At 64.6% G+C, this 25,813-nt stretch carries 21 protein-coding genes; 15 read left to right on the forward strand and 6 right to left on the reverse strand.

Annotated features, from left to right (window positions below):
* The first annotated feature begins 597 nt into the window (after positions 1-597).
* The gene (locus AZKH_RS28005) at positions 598-1,278 is read left to right on the forward strand and encodes a formylglycine-generating enzyme family protein (protein WP_369795115.1); all 681 of its coding nucleotides are present in this window, start codon (positions 598-600) and stop codon (positions 1,276-1,278) included.
* Between the two features lie 15 nt (positions 1,279-1,293).
* Here AZKH_RS28005 and AZKH_RS10715 read toward each other — a convergent pair whose 3' ends face one another.
* Positions 1,294-3,357 carry a serine/threonine protein kinase gene (locus tag AZKH_RS10715; protein ID WP_015435789.1) on the reverse strand — a complete coding sequence of 688 codons (2,064 nt, stop codon included), beginning with the start codon at positions 3,355-3,357 and terminating at the stop codon, positions 1,294-1,296.
* 387 nt (positions 3,358-3,744) lie between these two features.
* Between AZKH_RS10715 and AZKH_RS10720 the strand changes: the two genes are divergently transcribed.
* The 10 genes from AZKH_RS10720 (at position 3,745) to AZKH_RS10765 (ending at position 17,318) form a co-directional block, all read left to right on the forward strand.
* Entirely contained in the window at positions 3,745-4,035 is a 291-nt protein-coding gene (locus AZKH_RS10720; protein WP_015435790.1) for a hypothetical protein, read from the forward strand.
* 38 nt (positions 4,036-4,073) lie between these two features.
* Positions 4,074-4,370: a hypothetical protein gene (locus tag AZKH_RS10725; protein WP_015435791.1), complete on the forward strand. Its 297-nt coding sequence runs from the start codon at positions 4,074-4,076 to the stop codon at positions 4,368-4,370.
* A 37-nt stretch (positions 4,371-4,407) separates the two neighbouring features.
* A complete protein-coding gene (locus tag AZKH_RS10730) occupies positions 4,408-4,707 on the forward strand; it encodes a hypothetical protein (protein ID WP_015435792.1) in 300 nt (99 codons plus the stop codon).
* A gap of 128 nt (positions 4,708-4,835) precedes the next feature.
* Positions 4,836-6,761 (forward strand): HD domain-containing phosphohydrolase, encoded by a 1,926-nt coding sequence (locus AZKH_RS10735; RefSeq protein ID WP_015435793.1) that lies wholly within the window; start codon positions 4,836-4,838, stop codon positions 6,759-6,761.
* 27 nt (positions 6,762-6,788) lie between these two features.
* Positions 6,789-8,246 carry an efflux transporter outer membrane subunit gene (locus AZKH_RS10740; RefSeq protein ID WP_015435794.1) on the forward strand — a complete coding sequence of 486 codons (1,458 nt, stop codon included), beginning with the start codon at positions 6,789-6,791 and terminating at the stop codon, positions 8,244-8,246.
* Positions 8,247-8,322: 76 nt separating this feature from the next.
* Positions 8,323-10,809, forward strand: a complete 2,487-nt coding sequence (locus AZKH_RS10745; RefSeq protein ID WP_015435795.1) for an FHA domain-containing protein — start codon at positions 8,323-8,325, stop codon at positions 10,807-10,809.
* A complete protein-coding gene (locus AZKH_RS10750; protein WP_015435796.1) occupies positions 10,787-12,160 on the forward strand; it encodes an HlyD family efflux transporter periplasmic adaptor subunit in 1,374 nt (457 codons plus the stop codon). Before AZKH_RS10745 ends, AZKH_RS10750 begins: the two co-directional genes overlap by 23 nt.
* Before the next feature lie 41 nt (positions 12,161-12,201).
* Positions 12,202-12,954, forward strand: a complete 753-nt coding sequence (locus AZKH_RS10755; RefSeq protein ID WP_015435797.1) for a peptidylprolyl isomerase — start codon at positions 12,202-12,204, stop codon at positions 12,952-12,954.
* Positions 12,955-12,972: 18 nt separating this feature from the next.
* Positions 12,973-16,032 (forward strand): peptidase domain-containing ABC transporter, encoded by a 3,060-nt coding sequence (locus AZKH_RS10760; protein WP_015435798.1) that lies wholly within the window; start codon positions 12,973-12,975, stop codon positions 16,030-16,032.
* Positions 16,029-17,318, forward strand: coding sequence for a sigma-54-dependent Fis family transcriptional regulator (locus tag AZKH_RS10765; RefSeq protein WP_015435799.1), 1,290 nt, complete (start codon positions 16,029-16,031; stop codon positions 17,316-17,318). Before AZKH_RS10760 ends, AZKH_RS10765 begins: the two co-directional genes overlap by 4 nt.
* A 4-nt stretch (positions 17,319-17,322) precedes the next feature.
* Here the strand turns inward: AZKH_RS10765 and AZKH_RS10770 are convergent, their stop codons facing one another.
* The 5 genes from AZKH_RS10770 to AZKH_RS10790 all read right to left on the reverse strand — a co-directional run bounded on the left by AZKH_RS10770 (position 17,323) and on the right by AZKH_RS10790 (position 19,442).
* Complete coding sequence (locus AZKH_RS10770; protein WP_015435800.1) at positions 17,323-18,090, reverse strand: PP2C family serine/threonine-protein phosphatase; 768 nt, start codon at positions 18,088-18,090, stop codon at positions 17,323-17,325.
* A gap of 78 nt (positions 18,091-18,168) precedes the next feature.
* A complete protein-coding gene (locus AZKH_RS10775) occupies positions 18,169-18,456 on the reverse strand; it encodes a hypothetical protein (RefSeq protein WP_015435801.1) in 288 nt (95 codons plus the stop codon).
* A gap of 43 nt (positions 18,457-18,499) precedes the next feature.
* Positions 18,500-18,688: a hypothetical protein gene (locus AZKH_RS10780; protein WP_015435802.1), complete on the reverse strand. Its 189-nt coding sequence runs from the start codon at positions 18,686-18,688 to the stop codon at positions 18,500-18,502.
* A 133-nt stretch (positions 18,689-18,821) separates the two neighbouring features.
* Complete coding sequence (locus tag AZKH_RS10785; RefSeq protein WP_015435803.1) at positions 18,822-19,088, reverse strand: hypothetical protein; 267 nt, start codon at positions 19,086-19,088, stop codon at positions 18,822-18,824.
* A gap of 66 nt (positions 19,089-19,154) precedes the next feature.
* Positions 19,155-19,442 carry a hypothetical protein gene (locus tag AZKH_RS10790; RefSeq protein ID WP_015435804.1) on the reverse strand — a complete coding sequence of 96 codons (288 nt, stop codon included), beginning with the start codon at positions 19,440-19,442 and terminating at the stop codon, positions 19,155-19,157.
* A gap of 320 nt (positions 19,443-19,762) precedes the next feature.
* Between AZKH_RS10790 and AZKH_RS26325 the strand changes: the two genes are divergently transcribed.
* From AZKH_RS26325 to AZKH_RS10810, 4 genes are all read left to right on the forward strand, one after another.
* Positions 19,763-21,943 carry a toll/interleukin-1 receptor domain-containing protein gene (locus tag AZKH_RS26325; protein WP_015435805.1) on the forward strand — a complete coding sequence of 727 codons (2,181 nt, stop codon included), beginning with the start codon at positions 19,763-19,765 and terminating at the stop codon, positions 21,941-21,943.
* Position 21,944: 1 nt separating this feature from the next.
* The gene (locus AZKH_RS10800) at positions 21,945-23,402 is read left to right on the forward strand and encodes a GNAT family N-acetyltransferase (RefSeq protein WP_015435806.1); all 1,458 of its coding nucleotides are present in this window, start codon (positions 21,945-21,947) and stop codon (positions 23,400-23,402) included.
* A 162-nt stretch (positions 23,403-23,564) separates the two neighbouring features.
* Positions 23,565-25,409, forward strand: a complete 1,845-nt coding sequence (locus tag AZKH_RS10805) for a PAS domain S-box protein (RefSeq protein WP_015435807.1) — start codon at positions 23,565-23,567, stop codon at positions 25,407-25,409.
* A gap of 2 nt (positions 25,410-25,411) precedes the next feature.
* Positions 25,412-25,813, forward strand: coding sequence for a response regulator (locus AZKH_RS10810; RefSeq protein WP_015435808.1), 402 nt, complete (start codon positions 25,412-25,414; stop codon positions 25,811-25,813).

Raw genomic sequence — 25,813 nt, forward strand, 5'->3', positions numbered from 1 at the left:
GACCCTTGACGTTCTGAGGTAAAACGAAGAACGATGCAGGTTCTGCCCGTGTCTTACTCCGCGCGGCTGCCCGTGGGAGGGCAGGGAGGACACCTGCGGCGCCGAAGATTTTCGTATTCGCGAGAGCCTGCTCAACTGCCAAGCAAAAGGGGGCCGAACGTGTGGCGAAAACTGCTCATCATCGGAGTGTTGGGAGCCTGTGCCGGTACCGTCGTCGAGGCGGGGATCCTGCCGAAGGACACGGCGGAGCAATACGAGCTCACGTTCTGGGAATCGGTCAAGGACAGCGAGCACGTCAGCGATTACGAAGCCTACCTGAAGGCCTACCCGAACGGCCGCTTTGCCGCGCTCGCGCGGGCACGCATCGAACGGCTGCGCGCGGCGTCGAAGCAGGGCGAGCCGGCGGCGCCGGCCGAGAAGCCCCGTCCTGCACCGGCCACTCCGCCGGCCGTTGAGAAACCGCGCCCCGCGCCCACCCCGCCGCCCGCGCCGGAGAAACCGCGTCCAGCATCTCCGGCACCGGCTGCTGCGGGCACCGGGGCGGCTGGCGCTGCGGCGGCGCTCGGCGAAAGCAAGGATTGCCCGACCTGTCCCGTCATGGTCTCGCTGCCCAAGGGCGAGTTCGTGATGGGGAGCAATACCGACGATCCGAGCGAGCGCCCCGCGCATCCAGTGGCGATCCCGCATCCGTTCGCGATCGGCAAGTTCGAGGTGACGAACGAGCAATGGGCTGCATGCGTCGAGGCCGGCGCTTGCCCGAAACTTGGCAGCGAGTCGAATGCCGTCAAGAACGGACCGGTGCGGGACGTGAGCTGGGACGATGCACAGCAGTACGTCAAATGGCTGAGCAAGACGAGCGGCAAGTCCTATCGGCTGCCGACCGAGGCGGAATGGGAGTTCGCGATCCGTGCTGGCACGGCGACGCGCTACTGGTGGGGCGGCCAGATGAAGACCGGCAATGCGAACTGCAAGGACTGCGGCGACCCCTCGCGTCCCGAGGGGCCCGCACCCGTCGGGTCCTTCGCCGCCAACCCCTATGGCCTGCATGACATGAACGGCAGCGTGTGGGAGTGGGTGAGCGACTGCTGGCACAACTCGTTCAAGGGGGCGCCCGCGGATGGCCGGTCATGGGACGAGAACGATTGCCGGGTGCGTGTGATCCGCGGCGGATCGTGGCGAGACGGTGCGGATTACATGACCTCGTCGACGCGCTTCAAGTACGACGCCAGCGTACGCCACTCGCAGAATGGCTTCCGGGTCGCGCGCGACGCGAAGTAGGGCTGCCTGCGTTGTTCAGCGCCCGCGCGGCTTCGTCGTGATCTGGACGAAATCGGCGGAGATGCGGTCCTGGCCGTACTTCGCTGCGATGTCCCGCAACCGCTGATCGACGGCGCGCAGGTAGTCCGGTCTGGATTCGGACGCCGGACGCAGCCCATCGAAAAGCGGTACGGGGGTAATCAGCAGGACGATCATCTCGGTGCCGAAGGGCTTGGAGATCGTCCATCCCGCCAGCGTGCCGATGGTGGCAGTGTAGTTCGGCGGCGCCTGATTGGCTTTCGATCGGCTGCTCGGGACAAGGTGGACGACGCTGCCGTCCAGTACCTGGTAATCCACGTAGACATAGGACTCGTAGCCGGGCGTCGTGATGTCGGCGACGAGCGAATCGCCCTCGGTCAGCACGCCGCCCGTGGCATGCATCCGGATCGAGGCCAGACGGCCGCTTTGCCGGTTGCGGACCCAGTAGGGCGCGAGCGCTTCGATGACGCCGCACTTGTCGTCGGAGACTTCCTGCAACTCGGCGTTCAGCGTCGTGACGCCCGGAATCGCGCTCAAATCCTTCTTCAGTCGCGCAGCGCCGACGCGTTCGGGAAGGAAGCCCTGGACCTGGAGCGTGTGTTCGCTGACCGATGCGGTCAGTGCCGAGCAGGGCACCTGTGCGAGCACCGGCGTCACCCCCGACAGCGAAAGCGTCGGGACCGGAGGGGGTGCCGCAGGGGCGGGCGCGGGTGCCGTGGCCGCCGGAGCGGGCCCTTCCTCCTTCGGTGTGCTCGCGGCTGGCGCTGTTGCCGGTTTCTCCGGTGTTGCCGGACTGACCGGGCTCTCCGGCGATTCCCGGAGGTAGGCGAACAGCGCCGCTGCGAGCGCGATCGTTATGAGGCTGGCCATACCCATTGCGACCGGCATTCCAACGCTGCGCTCGCCCCGCATGCCCCGGAGAAACTCCGTGACGGTAGGCGTGCGCGACTGGCGGTCGAATGACAAGCCGCTCCGCAAGGCCCGCCACTGCATCGAAGGCAGGTTTTTCGGGCGTTGCGGCTTCAGGCCGGCATCGCGTGCCTGGGTGGCCGGTACGCGCCCGAAGGGATGCGTGCCGGTCAACAGTTCGTAGGTGATGCAGGCCAGCGCGTAGATGTCGTCGCGCGGGTCCGGTTCGCGGTGCTCGAGGATCTCCGGGCTCGCGTAGGCGGGCGTCAGGCCGCCCAGACTGCCGGCATCGAAGACCGTGGCTTCGGTTTCTTCCTCGGACTTGCGGAAGACGCGTGCGATGCCGAAGTCGATGATCTTCACCTGACCGCTGTCCGTCAGGAAGACGTTTGCGGGCTTGAAGTCGCAGTGCACGAAGCCGCGCTCATGCGCGTAGGCGAGCGCATTGGCCATGCCGGTGATGATCTTCAACGCATCCGGGTAGCGCAAGCCCTTGAAATCCTGCGAGTGCAGCAGACGGCTCAAGGGCTTGCCGCAGAGGTATTCCATCGTCAGGAAGACCATCGGGCCGTCGCGGTCGAAGTCGTACACGGTGACGATGTTCGGGTGCGCCAGCGTCTGCGCCTTCTTCGCTTCGCGCTGCAGGGCGATCAGCGATTTCGGATGCCCACGGAACTGGACGTTCAGGATCTTGATGGCGATGTACGGGTTGCGGTCGGACGCTTCGAGCTTTCGCAGATCCAGTGCCTTGTACACCGTGCCCATGCCGCCGAAGCCGACGCATTCCTCGAGCCGGAAGCGGCCCTTGATCGTTTCGCCGACGCCTTTCAGCCGCTCGGGATCGGAATCCGGCAAGGTGTGGCCGGAATCGCTTTCGACCGCAAGATGGGGCTCGGGCGTGACGAGCATGCGCGTCTGGTCAAGCTTGGCCGGCCCCGGCTGCGGTTCAGCGAGGTTTTCGATGCGTCGATGCACCTCGGCATAGACGTCGGCCGGGAGCGGAAACTTGGTGTGTTCCTCGCTGAGCACTTCGAGAAGCTGCGTGTAGTCGGTCTTCTCGGAAGCCAACGCGCGGTCGACCTGCGCGAAGAACTCGTTGGGTGACAGTCCCCCGGCGTGAAAGGCGTGAATCGCGTGCGACAGACTTGCCATGCACTTCCCCTCGGTTGGGGCGGCATTGCCGCGCGGCAATGCCGAATCGGAGCTTCCAAGAAAAATATAGCCCATATCGATGGGCTTGGTACGGGCTGGCGTGTGCTAGAGCGATTGTCGGCGCGGCTGCGGGGCAGGGTGTTGCTGTCGGGCAGACAGCTTTTCGGAAATCTGTTGGGCGCCGCCCATCGGTTCCTCTCGCTGCCGGGCGAGCGCAATGGCCTGGAATCCGGCGTTAATTTATAAAACTCAGCGTTTTCAATATGTTGTGTATTTTTGGTGCGCCTTGATCAAAGGCTGGCACGGTCTCTGCGATAGGTGTCTCGAGCGCGGCGAAAGTGCTCGAAGCAAATCCCAAATCAGTGAATCACCCCAAGGAGAACTGCCATGGAAACCCTGAAGATCAATGACCTGCCGATGACCGAAGAACTGGACCGCAAGGCGATGGGCGATGTGCGCGGCGGAATGCTCGCCATCTACCCGCTGTACCCCTGGTACGGCTACGCCGACCTGTCCAGCAAGGACTCCTCGTTCAACGCCGCGCAACTGATCAACCAGGGCCAAAGCGTCACGACCAACGTCGGCAACAACGTCGCGGTGCTTGGCGGTTTCGCCTCCCCGTCGGTGCCGGTGACTGCGACGCAGAACGCCAGCATCAGCAACAACGTGAATTTCTGATCCATCGATTTCTGATCGACCCCAACCGGAGAACTGCCATGAGCACCCTGATGATCAACGACCTCCCGATGAGCGAAGAACTGAGCGCCAAGAGCATGGGCGCGGTACGCGGCGGGATGATTTACGGCATGCCCTTCGCCCCCTTCTATTGGGGCGGTTACACCGACGCCTCGGTGAAGAACGAGTCCTTCAACGCCCTGCAGCAGATCAACCAGGGGCAGAACGTCGCGACCAATGTCGGCAACAACGTCGCGGTGCTTGGCGGTTTCGCCTCCCCGTCGGTGCCGGTGACTGCGACGCAGAACGCCAGCATCAGCAACAACGTGAATTTCTGATCCACCGATTCCTGATCGACCCAACCGGAGAACTGCCATGACCACCACCCTGATGATCAACGACCTCCCGATGAGCGAAGAACTGAGCGCCAAGAGCATGAGCGCCGTGCGCGGCGGGATGACGCTCGACATGCCCTTCGTCCCCTTCTACTGGGGCGGCTACACCGACGCGTCCGTGAAGAACTCGTCTTTCAACGCCCTGCAACAGATCAACCAGGGGCAGACCGTCGGGACGAACGTCGGCAACAACGTCGCGGTGCTGGGCGGCTTCGCCAGCCCCTCGGTCCCGGTGACTGCGACGCAGAACGGCACGATCGCCAACGACGTGCACTTCTGATGACTCCCCGCCTGCGGCGGCGGCATGAGCCTCCGCTGCAGGCAGCGAACCGGAACCGGCCCCCTCGTCCAATGTCGAAGTTCAATGGAATTTTCTGTCCACGTCCGGCAAGCGCGGGGGGAGGGGGAATGCAAGACACAAGGATCGTTCCCGAGTCCGCGAATCCAGTGATGGCTTACCTGGAAGTGACCGACGCGGGCACCGTCTTCCCCCTTCAAGAAGAGGTGGTCATCGGCCGGGATCCGCAGGACTCGTTGGCCTCGGATCGTTTTCTCTGCATTCCCGAACACACGGTCAGCCGACGCCACGCCCGCATCCGCCTGCGCGGCGGTGCCTATTTCGTCGAGGACCTGCATTCGTTCAACGGCACCTTCGTGCTCGGCAAGCGTCTGCAGCCCGGGGCCTGGCATCCGCTGCATGACGGTGACGAACTGACGCTGTCCTCGGCGCACATCGTCTTCCACTCGCTGCTCGCGGCGCCTGCCGAAAGCCAGCCGAGCGTGATCCAGCACCGGATGGACGCGACGATGTATGCGCAGTCGCTGTGGACGCCGCCCGACGCGGCGCACGGGGATGCGGAGGCGACGATCCGCAAGCTCCACGCGATGGCGCAGGTCGGCATCGCGATTGGTGCGGTGAAGAATTCGGAGACGCTGACCGAGAAGATCATGAACCTGATCTTCGAGCTCTTTCCGCTCGCCGAGCGCGCCTTCATCCTCCTGCGCAAGGAGCGCGGCGAGGAGCCGGTCCAGGTTGCTGCACGGCGCCGCGACGGTCGGATCGAGAGCGGTGCGCGGCTGCGCATATCGCGCACGATCGTCAATGAGGTGATGGAGAAGAAGCAGTCGGTCCTGTCGGTGGATACGCTCGCCGACCGGCACTTCGGGTCGCAGGAGTCGATCGTCGACCAGGCGATCCGCAGCGTGATGTGCGTGCCCTTGCTGCTTGAAGGCGAAGTGCTGGGCCTGATCCAGGTTGATACCTCGTCCGACCCGTATGCGTTCAGGGGCGACGACCTCGAGATGCTGACCGGCGTTTGCGCCGAAGCAGCGGTGGCGCTGAAGAATTTCCAGTTGTATTCGGATATCGAACGTCTGCTGGAAGGCTTCGTCTGCGCCTCGGTGCAGGCAATCGAGGAGCGCGATCCGGTGACGGCAGGGCACTCCTTCCGCGTGGCGCATTACGCCGAGGCGTTCGCCCGAGCGGTGGATCGCGCCGATGGCCCGGAAGTGCGGCACATCGTGTTCACGAACGATCAGCTGCGCGAGATCCGTTACGCGGCGCTACTGCATGATTTCGGCAAGGTCGGCGTGCGCGAGCACGTGCTGCGCAAGGAGAAGAAGCTGCACCACGCCGACATGCGCCTGCTCGAGCAGCGCTTCAAGTATGCATGCTCCTGCCTGGAGCGGGAGGCCTATCGGCAGCTCGTCGAGCGGCAGTGCGAACAGGATCTGGGTACGGCGGCGTTTCGTGAGGAAAAGCAGCGCATCGAGGCGGCATTGCAGGCGGAATTCGCGCGCCTGGACGAATTCCTCGTCGCGATCCGGCACGCCAACGAGCCCGCAATTTCTTACACCGCGGCTTCCCGCGAGCTGGATGCGATTCTCGACTATACCTACAGGGACAGGAATGGCGCCGTCGCTCCCTTGCTGGAAGCGCACGAATATCTGGCGTTGGGCGTGTCGAAAGGCTGCCTGACCGCCGAGGAGCGGAAGCAGATCGAATCTCACGTCGCGGACACGTATTCCTTCCTCATCCTGATTCCGTGGACGCATGACCTCGCCGGCGTTCCGGCGATCGCGCACGGGCATCACGAGAAGCTGGACGGGTCGGGCTATCCGATGGGATTGACCGGCGCGCAGATCGGCATGCAGACGCGAATCCTGACGATCTGCGACATCTACGACGCGCTCACGGCGGGCGACCGTCCGTACAAGAAGGCGGTGCCGGTGGAACAGGCGCTGGAGTTGCTGGACGCGGAAAGCCGGGCGGGGCGGATCGATTCGCGGCTGTTCCGCGTGTTTGTCGAATCGAAGGTATGGACGGCGGCCTAGGCCGCGTGTCAGCAAAGAGAGGGTGTGATGAAACCGATCGAGCCGTGCGAATTGTTTGCGGAACGGTTTGCCGAACGCAAGCCGTCTTCCGCGTTCGCGCGAGCGTTCGCGGTCGGCATTGCGGCGTGGGGCCTGCTTCTCGGGGGCTGCGCCGATGTGCATCTAACGGAATACCAGCGGCCCGAGGCGCCGGCGAAGGCGACGTGGTCGAAACCGGCCGTGTCGGCCGCCGACACGATTGCGCCGGACTGGTGGCGGGCCTTCGGCGATCCCTACCTGGACCAACTCGTCGCGAAGGCGATCGCCGGCAACTTCGACGTCAAGGTGCTCGCCGCGCGCATCCAGGTCGCCAGTGCCCAGATCGGCGAAGCCCGTGCGGGGGCGCTGCCGACGGCGGATTTCGGCGCCGGGGCGAGCTTCGAGAAGAGCACCGGGCAGAAGCTGACGCGGCAGTACAACCTCGGGACTCAGGTGAACTGGGATATCGACATCTGGGGCAAGGTCGAGAAGGGCGTACAGGCGCAGACGGCCGAGTATCACGCCACCGAGGCCGACTGGCGGGCGGGCTACCTGAAGCTCGTGTCGGATGTGTCGACGACTTACTTCCAGATCCTGCAACTGGATGAGCAGATCGGGCAGCAGCAGCGTGCGTTGGCGAAGAACAAGGAAATCCTCGCGACTTACGAGGCGATGTTCAAGAACGGGCTGGTGCCCAACACGCAGGTGCTGCGCCAGCGTGCCGAGATCAACAAGCTGAATCACGACCTGATCGAGCAGCGCCGGTCGCGTGATCTGGCCGCCAACGCGCTCGCGACCCTGGTCGGCGTGGCGGCGGGCGACTTCAAGGTGCCGGTCGGCCGCTTGCAGGACAGGGTGCAATTGCCGCCGGTGCCGGCGGGATTGCCGTCAGCGCTGTTGGAGCGGCGCCCTGACATTGTCGCGGCCGAATTCCGCGTGCTCGAAGCCCACGACCTCGTCGGCCAGGCCAAGCTCGCGCAATTGCCGACGATCAGTCTCACGGGGCGCGGCGGCACATCGAGCTTTGCCCTTGGCGATCTGCTGAAGTCCTTTACGTTCGGATTCCTTCCGAGCATCAACATCCCGTTGCTGGACCCGAGCGTGAAGGCACGCGTGAAGACGAGCGAAGCGCAGATCAAGGTTGCGGAGCACGACTACCAGCGCGTCGTGATCGGCGCCTTCGAGGAGGTCGAGAACGCGCTCGTCAATCTGGATGCCCACAAGCAGCAGCGGACGGAATTGCAGCAGCAGATCGAGCAGCTGAAGATCGTGTCGGCGCAGACGCAGGCGCAACTGAAGGAAGGGGTGGTATCGCAGCTCGAAGTCTTCGAGACCGAGCGCACGCTTCTCGCGGCGCAGCTCGCGTTGCTCGCGAACCACCAGCAGATCCTGTCCGACACCGTGGTTCTCTACAAGGCGCTCGGCGGCGGCTGGCCGGTAGTGGACGTCGCCAATGCACGGAACTGAGGCACGCAACTGAGCACGCAACAGAGGCACGCAATTGCAACTAATCGAGGCGCAAGCATGACGATGGTGCCGGAAGATGTCCGCTGACGAAGCCTTTTCCGCCGAGATGCAGGCCGGGGCCGAGCAGGAGTTCAGTGTTCGGCTGAAGCCCAAGTCGCACCCGGAACTGGGCGAAATCCTCATCGAGGAGAACCTGTTCGCGATCGGGCGCAACGAACCGCCGTTCGCGACCTACGACCGCGAGCTCGTCGCGGAGCTGTCGCGTCGTCACGCGCGCATCTTTTGGGAAGGAGGTGCGCTGTATGTCGCCGACCTGGGCAGCAAGAACGGCACGAGCGTCAACGGCGTCGCCGTGCAGGACAAGCCTTGCCGGCTGTACGACCGCGACGAGCTCCGGCTGGGTGGCACGCTCGCATACAGCGTGCGCATCACCGCGCGCAAGGCGAAGCCGCGTCGCGGCGGAACGCTGCTGAGCCTGACGCTGACGCCGCAGCGGGACGATCTCGGGCTGCAGCCGATCGTCGTCGAGCGCTTCCCCTTCCTGATCAGCAAGGCCGACGAGCAGTTCGCGCGCTACAAGGAGGCGAGCCCGCACCAGGTGAACTACCTGTCGCGGCGGCACGCGCACCTCTTCTTGAAAGGCGGGGCGCCCTTCGTCGAGGATCTCGGCAGCACCAATGGCAGCTTCGTGAACGGCACGCGGCTCGACGAGCGCGCGGTCGAGCTGCACGAGGGCGACGTGCTCGGATTCGCCGGCAGCTTCTTCGTCTATACCGTCAGCCTGCAGCGCGAAGCCGAGGTCGAACCGACGCTCACCAAGTTCGTGCCGCCCCCGTCCGCGGACGCTGCCAATTCGGACCGGACGACCTTCGTCGCCGCGGCCGACTCCTTCCTCGACATCTTCTGCGCCGACCCCGCACCCGTGCAGGACGAGATCAACGACGAAGCGGTGCCGACCGGCGTGGAGATTCCCGATCCGGCAGCCGAGCGCAGGCGTGGCCGCGCAGCGCATCTCGCATATGAATTGCGCAAGGCGTTCGCAAGTGGCGAGGCCGGCGCAGGAAAGCGTGCGATGCGTTGGGGGCTGGGCGGCTTGGTGCTGCTGGTCGTGGCGGCGACTGCGCTCTACCAGGTCGGCTCCACGGAACGCGACATCAAGGATCTGATCGCCGAGGGCGAGCATGCGCAGGCGATGAAGCTTGCGGACGAGTATCTCGCGAGCCATCCGGACGATGCGGCGATGAAGACGCTCGGGACGGAAGCTCTGCTCAAGGCGAAGATGCCTGCATGGATTGAGGCCCTGAAAGCCGGCAACTTCGGCGCAGCGGGGGGCGTGCTGACCGATATGAAGACGCAGGCCGGTCACAACGCCGATGCGCTGGCGCTGCTCGGCGAGCTGGATTGGATCGCCGGGCTCGAGCAGTTCATCACAGCGCGGGGCGGATCCGAGGCACCGATCCGGATCTACGAGGACGAGGGCAAGATCAAGGCAGTGCTGCAGCGCTGGAACGACGACCCGAAGGCGCACCAGCGAGCGCTCGCGCTGATCGGGGCATACGTGCCGGCGTTCAAGGACGCGTATGCCGAGGCGCTGACGCACCTGCGCAAGCTGGAAAGCGACGAATCGGTCTATCTCGCCGCGATCGATCGGCTCAATGCCAGCATCGCGACCGAACTGGGGCAGGACAACCCGCAGGCGCTCGATGAAGTCCTGAACGACTATGGTGACAAATACCCGCGCTTGGCGGGACTCGATCGGCTGCGCGAGGACCTGCGTCAGTACGCCGCGCTCGACAGAGCCGTCCGGTCGCGCCGCCTGGGTCCGCTGGTCGCCTTGCTCGACAAGGTGAAGTTCTCGACGCCGCCATTCCAAGAGCAATTCGCAAAACTCGCGGCGACGCGCTTGCCGGCTACGGATGTCATCGCCGGCTACCGGAACGCCACCAAGGCGTGGCGAGACGGCAATGCGGAGCAGGCCTTCGCCGGCTTGCAGCAGATTTCGGGCGGGCCGTGGTCGGACTTGGTGGCGATGCAGCTCGAACACCGGAAAGCCGTGCAGCAGCAGTTCAAGGAATTGCAGGCGGCGCGGGGGGGCAAGGGGTACGAAGAGAAGCTCCTCGCCTTCTACGGCATGCTCGATGCCGACGAGGACGCCTGGTTTGTGCATGCGACGGAGGCGGATGTCCGCGCGTATCGCGACCGGGCGTTGGCGCGTGCGAATGAGCTCGGAAATCATGCGCTCACGCTTTGGCGTCAGTATCACGCGGCGGGAGCGATCGTCGGCGAGAACCGGCTCGAATCGGGCATTTCACCGAAGTTTCGCGCGCAGGCGCGGCTGCTTGCCGACGCGCGTGCCGACATGCAGCAGGCAGTGCGCATCTACAAGGTGCTCAACGCCGATGTCGCCGAGCAATGGACCAAGCTGGGGGACGAGCTCGATACCGAGACGGAGCTGCAGCGGCGTTCGCTGCAGGAGCTGCAGGCGGTGCTGGAGCCCGGCGTGCTCAAGGCCAAGCTGGCACTGATCGGAGGTCGGAGCGATGAAGAACGAAAGTCACCTTAAAGCTCTGACCGACCTCCTCGCCGACCATAGCGCGGAAGGCGTCGAGATCCTGACCGCGGAGCCTGGTCGTTTCGGGCTGTGGCTGATCGTCGTGATGCTCGGCATGGTGGTTGTCGGCCTGCTGTGGTCCTTCATCGGCCGCGCCGACGTGGTCGTGACCGCTGGCGGCGTGCTTGCGCCCGAGTCTGAGGTGCGGCGCGTCTATGCGCCGATCGACGGCGAACTGGCGAACATCTACATGGAACCGGGTCAGCCGGTGTCGAAAGGTGACGTCCTCGCCCGCCTTAATGCGCGCGGGGCGGTCGAGGCAGCGACCCACGCGCTCGAAGCGCAACTCAAGCTCGAAGACGCCGAACGGGAATGGAAGCAGTTTCCCGAACGCAAGGCGCTGCTCGAACGCAAGGCCGCCGCACTGAAGCAGCAGATCGAGGTCGCGCTGCATGTGCACGAGAAGCGCATCGCCGAAGGGACCAGCAAGGTTGCCGAAGGGCAGCGGGCGCAAGTCCAGCAGGTGCGCAGCGAACTTGACAGCGCCAAGCGGGCCCGCGATGCAGCGAAGCTCGAGTTGGACAAGTTCGAACGCCTTTTTGCGCTGCCCGGCGGGGGCGGCGTGTCGGAGCTGCAGGTCGAATCGAAGCGGACGGCCTATCTGACGGCCGAAAACAGTTTCCGCGCGGCGCAATCGAAGCTCGGCGAGCTGGACGTGCGGCTGAGCCAGGAAATGTCCAAGACGACCGCCGAACTCGAAGGCAGCGACCAGGAGCTGACCCGGCTGCGCCTGCAGTACGACGCGGCCTCGCGCGACGTCACGAACGAGGAGGACAAGGTGCGCCTGCAACTGCAGACCGCACGGCTGGCGGCCAATGCGGCCGAGCGGATCCGCTTCGAGAACATCGACAAGGACAACTTCCTGCTGATCCTCGCTCCCGTGTCGGGTGTCATCACGGACGTCAGCACGACTCAGCCCGGCGACAAGGTGCAGTCGAACGCGCCGCTCGGGGGCATTGCGCCGAAGGACGCGCGCGCCGTGCTCAAGATGGAAATCGCAGAGCGCGACCGCGCCTTCCTGCGCGAAGGTCTGCCGGTGAAGCTGAAGTTCAGCGCTTTTCCATACCAGCGCTATGGGTTGATCAATGGCACGCTCGAATACATCTCGCCCGCGACCTCACCATCGGGCAAGACGAAGGAGCCGGTCTACGAGGGTCACGTCACGCTCGAACGCGACCATTACCAGGTTGGGGACGCGCAGTACCCCGTGCGCTACGGGATGACGGCACTGGCCGAGATCGTCGTGCGCGAGCGCCGCGTGATCGACCTCGCGCTCGATCCGTTCCGGCAGATCGGCGGCTGATAGACGAGACTGAGCGACGGCAAACGACAAGGAGCACAGACATGACCGCGATCGTGCGAATCGACGATGAAAGCATCGGCACCGAGGAGTTCATCCGCATCCTGAAGCTCACGGGACGCTTCGAAGGTCTCGTCGACGAGATCGTCCGGGACAGGCTCGCCGTGCATGCCGCGAAGAAGCAGGGCGTCGAGCTCGCGGCCGAAGAGATCCAGGAGCGCGCCGACCAGTTCCGCCGCGTGCTGGGCCTGCACCGCGCGGCCGACATGAATCGCTATCTCGATGCGCTAGGGGTGACGCTCGACGAGTTCGAGACCTTCATCGTCGACGGGTTGTACCAGGAAAAGATGATGCAGCGCGTCTGCAGCGACCGCGCGGTGGAGGAGTACTTCCAGCTCAATTCGCCGCGATTCGACAGCATCGAGGTGAGCCATATCGTGCTCGAGAACGAGGGGCAGGCAAAGGAGATGATGTCGCTGCTGGAGGATGACCCCGACAGCTTCGGCGAGCTCGCGCGCGAGCACTCGATCGCGGATACGCGGGAGCAGGGCGGCTACATCGGCACGGTGCTGCGCGGCTCGCTCAAGACCGAGATCGAGGCCAAGGTCTTCAACGCCGCGACCGGCGACCTGCTCGGGCCTTTCGCGGCGCCGGACAAGTCCTTCTACGAGATCTTCCTCGTCAACGCAAAGAATCCCGCCCGGCTCGACGAGGACACTGCGGCCGAGATCCGGCGCCTGCTACGCGAGGCCTGGATTGCCGCGCGGGCGCAGGAACACATTGTCGAAGTGCGCTGAACGGGGACCTGAGCCGCCATGGACGCCGCGCAGAACCTGGAATCCCTTGCCGATTTCCTGTCTTCGGTCGAGCTGTTTGCGCCCTTCAAGCGTGAGGAGCTCGAAGAGCTCGCCGAGCACTGCGAATCGCGCTTCTTCGCGTTCGGCGAAACGGTATGCAAGGCGGGCGATCCGGCCGAGGGCGTGTTCGTGATCCGCTCCGGCTCGGTGCGTGTCTTCGCCGAGGAACACGGCAAGGAAACGAGTCTCGGTGTGCGCAAGGCAGGCGAAGTGGTCGCCGAGATGGCGATGCTGCGCGACTACCGCCACGAGTTTTCCGCACGCGCCTCGGGCAAGGTTGAGGTGCTGCTCGTGCCGCGCAAGGCGATCGAGCCGATCATCGCGCGCAACCAGGCTGCACAGTCTTTCGTGACGAGCTTCGTCGCGATCGGTGCGGCCGGCGGTGTCGTCGCGCGGCTCTTCGATCTGCGCGGCAAGGTCGACAAGGCGGAGCTGGAAGAGCTCGTGCGGAGCGTCGGCGTCAAGCGCATTGCGGCGGGACGCGAGATACTGAAACAGGACGGGCGCGAGGATCGGCGGCTCTATGTCGTGCGCCACGGCGAAGTGCGGCTCGTCCGCAACGAGCAGGGCAACGACTACACGCTCGCGACGCTGGGGCAGGGCGAGATCTTCGGCGAAAAGGCTTGCCTGATGCGGCAGGAACAGATGGCGTCCGCGATCGCGACGGTCGAGACCACGCTGCTGGTCGTCCCCGAGAAGTCGATCCAGCAGATCCTCGAACGCAATCCCAAGCTGCGCGAATTCTTCGAGGAGCGCATCCGCAATCTCGAACGCGAACTGGAGCGCCAGAAGAAGCTCGGCGAGCGTCGCAACCTGCGCGTGATGCTCGACCTGGAGTCCAAGCCGGAACTCGGCGAGCGCGTGATCAAGCGCTTCCCGCTTGTCGAGCAGGCCGAGGAGATGGACTGCGGCGCGGCCTGTCTGGCGATGATCTGCCGTCATTACGACATCCCGATGACGCTCGGCAAGCTGCGCGAGCTCGCCAACGTCACGACGCAGGGGGCGACGCTCGACAGTCTCGCGCGCGCCGGAGAATCGCTCGGTTTCACGACGCGCGGCGTGCAATGCACCTTCGACGCGCTGCTCGGCTTCGAGCTGCCCTTCATCGCGCACTGGGAGGGCTACCACTACATCGTCGTCTATGGCGTGTCGAAGAAGCAGGTGTGGGTCGCGGACCCGGCCCTGGGCTTCCGGCAGATCGCCGTCGAGGACTTCGAGCGCGGTTGGAGCGGCACCTGCCTCGTGTTCACGCCGAGCCAGAACCTCGCGCAGCTCGCCGCCTCGCGCTCGCCCTGGATCCGCTTCGTCGGCTACCTGCGCCCATACAAGAAGATCCTCGCCCACCTCGTGATGGCGACCTTCGTGATCCAGGTGCTCGGTATCGCGCCGCCGATGATCATCCAGAACATTCTCGACGGGGTGATCGTCCACGAGAACGTGAGCCTGCTGCACCTGCTGATCACCGGCTTGATCATCACCAACATCTCGACCCAGCTCGTGTCGACGATCCGCGCCTTCCTCGCGAACTTCATGGTCCGCAACATGGACTTCATGATGATGTCGCAGTTCTTCAAGCACACGCTGTCGCTGCCGTTCTCCTTTTTCGCCAAGCGCAAGACCGGCGACATCTTCGCGCGCTTCCAGGAAAACCAGACCATCCGCGCCTTCCTCACCGAGTCGACGGTGACGACGGTGCTGAACCTGATGATGGTCTTCATCTACTTCAGCATCCTCTTCCTCTACAACGTGAGGATGACGCTGCTGCTGATCGCCTTCGTCATCCCGATCATGGCGCTGACGGTCATCGTGACGCCGAAGATCAAGAACTACGCGCGCGAGGTGTTCAGCACCGCGACGGACGCGAAGTCCTTCCTGATGGAGGCGCTGGGCGGCGTCGAGACGATCAAGGGCATGGGCATCGAGCGGCCGGTGCGCCTGAAGTGGGAGAAGAAATACGTCAAGGCGCTGCAGGTGCAATACCGCGCGCAGATGTTCAACGTGCTGGTCGGCCTGATCAGCCAGTTGCTCAACGCGGCGACGACGATCGCGATCCTGTGGGTCGGGGCGAGCCAAGTGCTGGCACACGAACTGACGGTCGGCCAGCTGATGGCGTTCAACGCCCTGATGGGCAGCGTGCTCGCGCCGCTGATGGGGCTCGTCGCGTTGTGGGGCCAGGTCAATGACGCGGGCGTCGCGATGGAACGGCTCGGCGACGTGCTCGACATCGAACCCGAACAGCGCCCCGAGGACGTCGCCTCGCGTGTTGTGTTGCCGGAGCTGCAGGGCCGGATCAGCCTCGAAGGCGTCTATTTCCGCTACGAAGGGGGCGAGACGCCCTACGTGCTGGAGAACATCAGCTTCAGTATCGAGCCCGGCGAACTCGTCGCGATCGTCGGCCGCAGCGGCTCGGGAAAGACGACGCTCGCGAAGCTGCTCGTCGGCTTCTACCCGCCGAGCGAGGGCCGGCTCGTTGTCGATGGCTACGACATGAACGTGATCGACAAGGAGTATTACCGCGCCCAGGTCGGCTACGTGATGCAGAGCAACCTGCTGTTCTCGGGCACGATCGCCGAGAACATCGCGAGCGGCGACGAGGCGCCGAACCGCCGCCGGATCGAGGAAGTCGCCAAGATGGCCGACGCGCACGCCTTCATCCGCAAGCTGCCGCTGGGCTACGAGCAGATCGTCGGCGAGCGCGGCATGGGGCTGTCGGGCGGGCAGATCCAGCGCCTGTGCATCGCCCGCGCGCTGTACCACGACCCGCGGCTGCTCGTGTTCGACGAGGCCACCTCGGCGCTCGACACGCAGTCCGAGAGCAACATCATGGGGAACATGAGCGAGATCCTCAAAGGCCGCACGGCGGTCGTCATCGCCCACCGGCTGTCGACGATCATGCGGGCCGACAAGATCCTCGTGCTGTACGAAGGCGCGATCGTCGAACAGGGCAAGCACGACGAGCTCGTCGAGCGCCGCGGCATGTATTACCAACTGGTGCAGAAGCAGCTGGCGGCGGCATGAAGATCCTCCCCCCGAGCGCGCGCGGCAGTTCGGCGATCTCCTACGCGGGATTGCTCGAGAAGATCGAGATCCTGCGCTCGACGCTGCGCTGGGCGACCAACCTCGGACGCCCGGAGATCGAAAAGCTCCTGCGCCAGGCGAACGCGTTGCGCGACGAGGCGATGCAGCTCTCGCACAAGGAGCGCTTCGTGAAGGCGGCGGCTACGGAAGCCGCGCCCGTCGATCTGGCGCCGGGCGCACGGCGGCGTGCGCTGCTCGACCGCAGCTTCGTGTTCGAAGGCGCCTTCGGCGACAATCCGCAACTGCTCGAAGCGCTGGAGATCGCCGAAAAGGCCGCGCCGACCGACCTGCCGGTGCTGATCGACGGCGAAAGCGGCACCGGCAAGGAGCTGATGGCGAAGGTCATCCACGCCAACGGCTCCCGGCCCGACAAGCCCTACATCTCGGTCAACTGCGGCGCGATCCCCGACAACCTGCTCGAATCCGAACTCTTCGGCCATCGCAAGGGCGCGTTCACGGGGGCCGTCAGCGACCGCAAGGGCAAGTTCGAAAGCGCCCACACCGGCACGATCTTCCTCGACGAGATCGGCGAGCTGCCGCTGCCCGGCCAGGTGAAGCTGCTGCGCGTGCTCGAATCGCACGAGATCCAGCGTGTCGGCTCGGACCAGCCGATCGCCGTCGACACCCGCATCGTCGCCGCGACCAACCGCAACCTGCGCCGCCTGAGCGAGCAGGGCATTTTTCGCGAAGACCTGTTCTACCGCCTCAGCGTCATCCACCTGACGCTGCCACCCCTGCGCGAGCGTCGTGACGAGATCCCGCTGCTGTTCGCGTTCTTCGGCGACGAGGCGGCCGAGTCGCTCAAGCGCCGCCCGATCAAGATGGCGCCGCGTCTGCGCGACTTCCTGCTCCGCTATGCCTACCCCGGCAACATCCGCGAACTGCGCAACCTGATCTACCGGCTGTCCTGCCTCGCCGGCGAGACGGCCGACTTGGAGCATCTGCCGCCCGACATTCGCCCCGTGTCGGCGGCGCCGGCCCCGGTCAGCGAGCCGGGCATCGTCCCGATCGCGAGCTCGCTCAGTGACGCGAAGCGCGTCGCGAGCGACGAGGCCGAAAAGCAGTTCCTTGAGCGCGGCTTGCAGGAAGTGGGCGGAACTGTCGCGGAACTTGCCCGCCGCTGCGACATGAACCGCTCGCACCTGCAGACCCTGCTGAAGAAGCACGGCATCCGTTCCAAGGACTTCCGCAAGGGAAACGCATCGCCCGGCGACCCACAAGGCTGAGGAGTCACAGACCCGGATTCAAAACCGTCATGTCGGAGCAGTCGGGGTCTTCCGCGCGCACCACCACGGCTGTGATGTTGTCGCGTCCGCCGCTTTTCAGCGCGAGCTTGATCAGCATCTCCGCCGCCGTGCCGCAGTCGCTGCGCAGCAGCACGTTCGCAATGTCCTGCTCGCTCACCTGGTTGGTCAGCCCGTCGCTGCATAGCAGGAAAATGTCGCCGTCGCCGACCGTCACCGTCCCCTCGTCGAGCTCCAGCGTATCGAGTCCGCCCACCGCACGGGTGATCAGGTTGTGACCCGGCTGCGCCGCTTCCGCGTCCTGCGAATGATCGCGCCAGCGGAATTGCTCGGCCTGGCTGTGATCGTGCGTGAGCAGCGTGAGGCGGCCGTGGCGGAGGAGATAGAGGCGGCTGTCGCCGGCCCACAGGTAGCTGCAGGAACGCGCCCGGGCGGTGAGCACGACCACGGTGCTGCCGATGATATTGACGTCGCGCAACAGCGCTTCGCCGCGAAGCCGGCGATTGACGTCCTTCAGCTGGTCGCGCGCGGCGGTGACCAGCTCCGGAAGACCGGCCTGCGGATCGATGCTGTCGAGCGCCGACACCACCATCGCGCTCGCGAGATCGCCGGCCTCATGCCCGCCCATGCCGTCGGCGACCGCCCACAGCGCACGCTCGGGCCGGTCGAGAAAGGCGTCCTCGTTGATCTCGCGCACGAGTCCGACATGGCAACGTGCGGCCGAGGTCCAGCGAATCTGATTTGCACTGGTCACGGGGCTCCCTCCGAACGTGACCTGACGTTCCGCGGCGGGCCCGGCAGTGCCATGCCGCGCCCCGGAGCGCCGGCCGGACTACTGCTGCTTCAGCGCACCGCCGGTGGCATCGACGCCGACGCCGATCGTCGAGTTGGCGGCAGTGTTCGTAACGTCGATGACCTGGAACTGGTTGACCATCTGGTCGGCGAAGAAGTTGTTGTTGATCTGGTAGAAGTTGATCGACGGCCCGAAGCTCGGGCGTGCTTCGACGAACGGGCGGATCCAGCCGAACACCCACGGCGCGCCGCCGCCCTTGATGGCGGCCAAGGCCTTGCGGTCCAGTGCACTGTCCATAGGGAGGTCGTGGATGGCGATCGTGGGCATGATGGGTCTCCCGTGATTCTGTGGCGGAGGGATGCGCGAACGCTTATTTGAACAGCGTGCTCATCACCGGAGGGCGCTTTGCGGCCTGCGGCGCGATCCGCAAGTCGCGCGGCAAGGCGCGGACCGTGACACCAGGGCGCCCGCGCAGACGGGCGCCGCCCGTGATCGCCTGCATCGCCTGGCGGTCGAGATCCATGTTTTCGGGCAAATCCTTGATGACGATAGTGGCCATGGCGGGTTCCTGACGGGTTGTGGGGTTGGAGGGGAATCGTCGAACGATTCAGTATAGGTCACCGGCTCGGCACCCCCTGACGGCTCGGCGCGGTCTGCGTGAGCAGGGGAGGGAGGCCGCCGGCCTCCCTGTCCTACACCGTGATGCCCGCATTCACCGATTGCATCGGGTTCAGGCCCAGTTCGAGGCCGAAATCGGCTCCGATCACACCGATGTTGTTCAGTGCGTTGACCTGGATGCTCTGCAGTTGCGCGATCGTCTGGTTGATGCCGACATTGACCGACACGTTTGCGAAGGGAAGGGCAGCGACAGGGCCCAGCGCGCCTCCACGAACGGCAGCCATTGCGCCTTCGTCGAGTTCCTTTTCCAGGGCCAGATCGCTGATCATGATTGACGACATGGTATTGCTCCTCGGTTGGTGTTCAATGGGCGGAGGCCGCCTGGCCTCCACCCGATCCGGTCACGTTCAGAAATTGACGTGGTTCGAGATGTCGGCGTTCTGTGTCGCGGTCACCGGCACCGACGGCGAGGCGAAGCCGCCCAGCACTGCGACGTTGTTGCCGACGTTCGTCGCCACGCTCTGGCCCTGATTGATCTGCTGCAGGGCGTCGAAGGACGAGTTCTTCGTGGAGGCGTCGACATAGCCGCCCCAGTAGTAGGGGAAGCCGTACAGCATGCCGCCGCGCACTTCGGCCATCGCCTTGCGGCCCAGTTCTTCGGTCATCGGCAGGTCATTGATCATCAGGGTGTTCATGGTAGTTCTCCTTGGGTTCAACTCTGGTTGGGTGGTGTTGCTTCGAGCATTTTCGCTTGCTCGCTTCTCCTATCGCAGAGACCGTGCCAGGATTTCCGGTGCGCTCGCTAAAATTGATAAACTATTGAAAAATAAATAGAAAAACATTTTTAGATTCTCACCCAGCCTGATCGGCACCACTGACTGGGACGAAACGGGTGGGCGAGGGCAAACAGCTCGCGCAAGCGGTGTTGGGTCGGCCGCAACACCGCGCTCCCGGCAGTCCCCGCAATGTGGTCTATCGTGATCACATGGGCACGTGACCGTGCGGGGAGAAGCCGATGAGCCAAAGCACGCATGTCTTCATCAGCTACAGCCACGAGGACGAAGCCTGGTGCGAAGCCCTCGCCAAGCACCTGGGCAGCCTGCAGGACCCGTTCGGGGTCTCCGTCTGGGTCGATCGCCACCGGATTCGCGCAGGCAAGGCGTGGCTAAAGGAGATCGAAGACGCGCTCGCCGCGGCAGACCTCGCGATCCTGCTGATCAGCAAGGATTTCCTCGACTCCGACTTCATCCGCAATACCGAACTGCCGAAACTGCTCGCGCGGCGCCAGCACGGATTGCCCGTCATCCCCATTCTCGTCATGCCTTGCGGCTGGAAGACGATCGGCTGGCTGCAGTCACACGAGGTCCGGCCGCGTGGCGATCGCGCGCTGGCGGAATTCGGCGGAGTGAATTCGGTTGCGGTCAATCGACAGTTCGGCGACCTGATGGACGAGATCGCCGTCATCCTGAAGGAGGCTGCGAGCTCCGCGGCCGTCGTCGAGACGGTGACGGCGAACGGCGCCGCAAAGACCGCCTCGAAGGACCCGCACGTGGAGACCGCCGCGGCGCTCCTGTCCGACGTCCTGCTGCAGCAAGTGAGGGAGGGCGAGCGCGCGGCATTCGCTGCACAGATCGTCGAGCGGCTCGGGAGTTTTTGCGGGCTGTCGGGCGAGGCCCTGTTCAACGCCGTGTGCCTCTTCGTCGAGTACCAGCTCTTGCGCTCCGATGAGCCGACCTCGCCGCAAGCGCTGCAAGCGACGCTGGACGGCCTCGACGACAGCGAAACGGCCCGCCGGCTCGCCGCCGAGCTCAAGCGCGGCGCGAAGACCGGCGACTTCGCCTCTAGCCTCATCGACGTCAATTCCCTGTTCTTCATGCTCGCGCGCGAACGCGAGGCGCTGTGGGAGTGCTATTTCGGGAACCGCGAACGCCTTGGACACGAGCCGCTCGCGACGCTCGCCCGAATTCGTGTGAAGCTCGGCTTCGTCGCCCCGCAGTTCCTCGTCGCAGGGCTGCTGTCGCACTTCGACGACGACTGGCGGCCGGTGCTCAACGCCTACCAGCACTCGATCCCCAATCCGAAAATCCGCTCCGGCACCTTCGAAAGCCTGCAGGCCTCGCAATGGAACTGCTGGCTGGTCTGGGGCCCCAGCATCCCGATCTGCCGTTGCGCGCAGTGGGAAGGCAAGTTCGCCTACCAGTACGGCTACGGCGACGAGAACAACTCCCTGCCGCTCGTCGAACTCGAATCCGATACGGGCGGCTGCCCGCTAACCCTCGACCCCCTCGTCGCCGGGCTCGGCCTGCAGGGGCGCAGCGCCAAGCTCATGCAGATCACCGGGCGACTGCGCTGGGGCCCGCAATTCCTCGGCCAGGAGGGCGCCGACGACGACGGCGAAGTGCCGGACGAAAGCGGGGAGCTCGACATCGTCGAGGAACTCGACCGCGACGACGTCGAGGACGACCGGCAGTCGCGCAAGTATCCGATGGCCCCGGCGCAGGCGAGCCTGTGGTGCGGGGACGGCCCGGGGCACGCCCATCATTCCGACGGTCTCGTGTTGCAGCTCGAACAGGTCGACCGGGAGGTCGACGAGCCGCGCGTCTATTTTTCGGCCTACCTGTGGATGATGTTCCTCGTGACGGTGTCGATACCCGATCCCGCCGACCCCTCCGTCGGCCCGCAGCTGCTGCGCCACAAGCACTATCCGCCCTGGCCCGAAAAGCCCGCGCAACGCGTCCGCGTGCGCGATGCACGTCTGTGGGAAGAGCTGCTGCCGGTGTTCGTCCACGCCAATATCGCCGACCCTGCAGCGCTCCATTTCCAGCGTCGCACACTGGTCGAGAATGCTTTGCAGCTGCTGCGACAGCTCTGGGAACGACGCGACGAATGCTTCGACCCGGAGGACGTCGCAAAGGGCATCCGCTTCCATCTCGTCTGCAGCTCGGACTACTCGGGCTGCGACTGCGAAGTGCGCTACCCCTCGGGCGAACCGCTGCCCGGCCTGCTGAAGGCGCGTCTTGCGGCCGAGACGGACCGGGATTTTGCCGCAGCCATCGCCGTCCCGGACAAGGCAGAAAACCCCGCCAGCCGTCCCTGGGGCCTGGCCGGCTACTACTCGTCCTGCCATCTGCCCGAGCTGGTCGCCGACTATTTCAACTACATCGACGAAGTCCAGCAGCAGAAAACGAGGCGCTGACGTGGCGCGCCGTCCCGCCGGCCTGCGCTTTCGCGAAATCGACGCCTCGCGCGCCGGCCTTGCTGCACTCACGCGCTTCTACCGCGACAACTACGTGCGCGAATTCCCGGATCCCGACGAGCGCGAATCCCTCGCCAACATGCGCCGCTACCTGCGCCTGAAGGACGAGGGCTGGTACGGCCAGAACAACTATCACATCGTGATCGCCGAAGTGGAGGGAGCGGCGGTCGGCGGCATCGTTTTCGACTATCTCGCGGCCCCTAATGCCGGCGTCGTCGAATTCGTGTTCGTCGACGCTGCGCAGCGACGCGCCGGAATCGGCCGCGCGCTGCTCGACGAAGCGCTGCGGATATTGCGCACCGACGCCCGGGAGCGCTGCGGAAAGCGGCTCGCGGCGGTCGTTGCCGAAATGAACGATCCCTTCGTGCGCCCGCCGACGCCGGACAACCTCGATCCCTTTCGGCGTGCGGAGCTGTGGGGACGATGGGGCTTCGGCGTGCTCCGCTTCCCCTATGTCCAGCCCGCCCTGTCGGCCGGGCAGGCGCCGGTCGGCTGCCTGTTGCTGATCGCGCGCCTCTTTCGTCCCGTCCCGAAGACCGGCGTATCCGCCGCGTGGGTGGAGCTCGTCGTCGCCGAATACCTCCGCTGGGCCATGCGCATCGACCAACCGGAGCGGGACACAAGCTTTCGCGACATGGCCGCCTTTCTGACGCGGCAGCGTCGTATCGCCTGGCAGCCGTTGCAGCATTACGTCGGTCATGATGCCGTGCGCGATTTCGTCATCGAGGAGATCGGCGAGCGCGGCCAGGCATTCGACGAAGCCCTGGCATTGCTCCGCGACGTCTTCCCATTCCCCGAACGCATCGTGCCGCCTGAGCAATTCGAGCATGCCCTCGCCAATGCGCGAGCGGGCGGGCCGCGCTATCACTTGTGGGCCTTGCGTGCTGCGGACGGGGGCAAGATCGCGGGGATGGCGAGCTTCTTCACGCTGCCCTCTGCCGGCTTCGGTGGCTACATCGCACTCGGGGAGTCGATGCGAGGATGCGGCCTGCTTCACCTTGTCATGTCGCGCATCGAAAAACGGATGATGCGCGACGGGACGCGCGCCGAGGGATGGTTCATTGAATGTGGCGACGATTCGGCCCCGGTCTTCCTTCGAGCCGGCTTCAGGGAGGTACCCCTGAAATATCGCTCGCCGGTGTGTGGCGCTGGCCCCTCGCATCAGCCCGGCGAACGTCTTCATCTACTTTATAAGCGTTTTGGCATGACGACTGAGCGGGTGTGCATCACGAGACCTCAGCTGCTTGCGGCATTGTCCGAGATTCTGCGCGATGTCTACGGCATTCCCGAGCCGCACGTGCATCCTTGCTATCGGATCGCGGAGAAAAGCTTGCCGCGACGCTCATCTGCGGTGGTGTCATTGCGCGCTGCCTCGGATCTGGAACCGATTTCCAGCTGACCCGTCATTCAAATCCACACCCCAAGCAGGGGTAATACCTGACAAAAACACTTGGCTATTGCTTGCCGTTTTGCTATATAGACGTCATGAAGCTGCACACAAATTTCATCCCGTGAGGGGCGAGCGCGGGATTCGGCAGCAACGCATTCTTCCGGAGAGGGCATGACGATCGACGTTTGCAGGCTCTTTTTTGATGAATCTCCCGATGCACTCATGTTCGTCACGCCCGAAGGGGTCATCATTCACTGGAACAAGGGTGCCGAACGCATCTTCGGCTTCAAGGCCGACGAAGTTCGGAACCGTTCGCTGATCGATCTGCTCGTCCCTCCGGAACGCGTAAATGAAGAGCGGGCCTTGTTGCGCGAGGCGGCCGAGAAGGGATTTGCCACGGTCGAATCCCTGCGTCGGCGCAAGGACGGCTCGCTGGTGTACGTTTCGATCTCCGGGAAGATCGTGCGCGACGAGGGCACGGGAATCGACTGCATCCTGATGGTCAAGAAGGACGTCACGCAGTTGAAGGTGATGCGCGACGCAAAGCTCGTCGAAGCGCGCTACCGCGAGCTGCTCGAGTCGATGCCCGATGGCATCGTGATGGTCAACGCCGCCGGTCGCATCGTCTTCTCCAATAGCCAGGCCGAAACCATGTTCCGCTATCCGGAGGGCACGCTGAAAGGCAATGCGATCGAGACCCTGCTGCCGGAGCGCTTCCGTGGCGGCCACGTGGCGCATCGCTCGAACTATTTCAGCCAATTGCGCACGCGCACGATGGGCATGGGGCTCGAACTCTACGGACTGCGCCGGGACGGCACCGAATTTCCGGTCGAAATCAGCCTGAGTCCGCTGAACACGGAGGAGGGCACGCTCGTGATGAGCGCGATCCGCGACATCAGCGGGCGCAAGAAAGCCGAGGAAAAATTCCGCGGGCTGCTCGAATCCGCACCGGACGCGATCGTGATCGTCGGCCGGAACGGGCAGATCGTGCTGGTCAATTCGCAGGCCGAACGGCTGTTCGGGTACGCACGTGACGAAATGATCGGTAACCCGATCGAAATGCTTCTGCCGGAGCGCTACCGCTTCCAGCACCCCGGGCACCGGACTTCCTTCTTCAACGATCCGCGTGTGCGCCCGATGGGCGTCGGGCTCGAGCTCTACGGCCGCCGCAAGGGCGGAGACGAGTTTCCGGTCGAGATCAGCCTGAGTCCGCTCGAAATGGAGGAGGGGACCCTTGTATCGAGTGCGATCCGCGACATCACCGAACGCAAGCGTTTCGAGAAGGCGTTGCAGGAAAAGAACATGGAGCTCGCGAACGCCAATGCCGCAAAGGACCACTTCCTCGCCAACATGAGCCATGAATTGCGCACCCCGCTCAACGCGATCATCGGATTCACCGGCACCTTGCTGATGAAGCTGCCGGGCCCGCTCAACCCCGTGCAGGAAAAGCAGCTGCGTACCGTTCAGGGCAGCGGGCAGCACCTCCTGGCGTTGATCAACGACCTGCTCGATGTCGCAAAAATCGAGGCCGGCAAGATCGAATTGGTGCGCGAGCCAACGGACTGCAACGTAGTGATCGAACAGATCGCGGCCACGTTGCGGCCGCAGGCCGAGAACAAGGGGCTGCAATTCGTCGTCGACCTGCACCGCGGCCCCTGCCTGCTGCTCACGGACAAGCGCGCCCTGAGCCAGATCGTCATCAACCTCGTCCAGAATGCGATCAAGTTCACCGAGCAGGGCTACGTCCACGTCCGGGTTAGCCGGGTGAGCGACGGGGATCTGCCGGCAGTGGAAATCAGTGTCCAGGATAGTGGCGCCGGAATCAGCAAGGAGGACCAGGGCAGGCTCTTCGCCCCCTTCTCCCGCATCACGCAAAAGGGCGGAAAGATCGCCGAAGGCACCGGTCTGGGCCTTCATCTGAGCCAGAAGCTCGCGGAGAAACTGGGCGGACGGATCCTCGTCCGCAGTGCGGCCGGCGATGGCAGCACGTTTTCCCTGGTTCTGCCGGAGCAATGACCATGGGGGCTCGAATTCTCCTCATCGAAGACAATCCGGCCAATTTGGAGTTGGCGACCTACCTGCTGGAAACCGGCGGCTACGAGGTGATTGCCGCAGAGGACGGCGAGGAGGGGCTCGCGCTGCTCAAGCAGCAAAGACCGGACATCGTCGTCACGGACCTGCAGATGCCCGTCGTCGACGGCTACGAAGTGCTCAGGCGGCTTCGGCAAGATGCCTCCTTCGATGTGGTGCCGGTGATCGCGGTCACGGCATTTTCGATGTCCGGCGATCGCGTGAAGGTGCTGCGCGCAGGTTTCGACGGTTACCTTTCGAAGCCCATCGTGCCCGAGATCTTCGTCAGCCAGATCGACGCTTTCCTGAAGGCGGGCCGGCGCCTTGGCCCCTTGCCAGAAGACCAATGA

The sequence above is a fragment of the Azoarcus sp. KH32C genome (assembly GCF_000349945.1).
Lineage (GTDB): Bacteria > Pseudomonadota > Gammaproteobacteria > Burkholderiales > Rhodocyclaceae > Aromatoleum.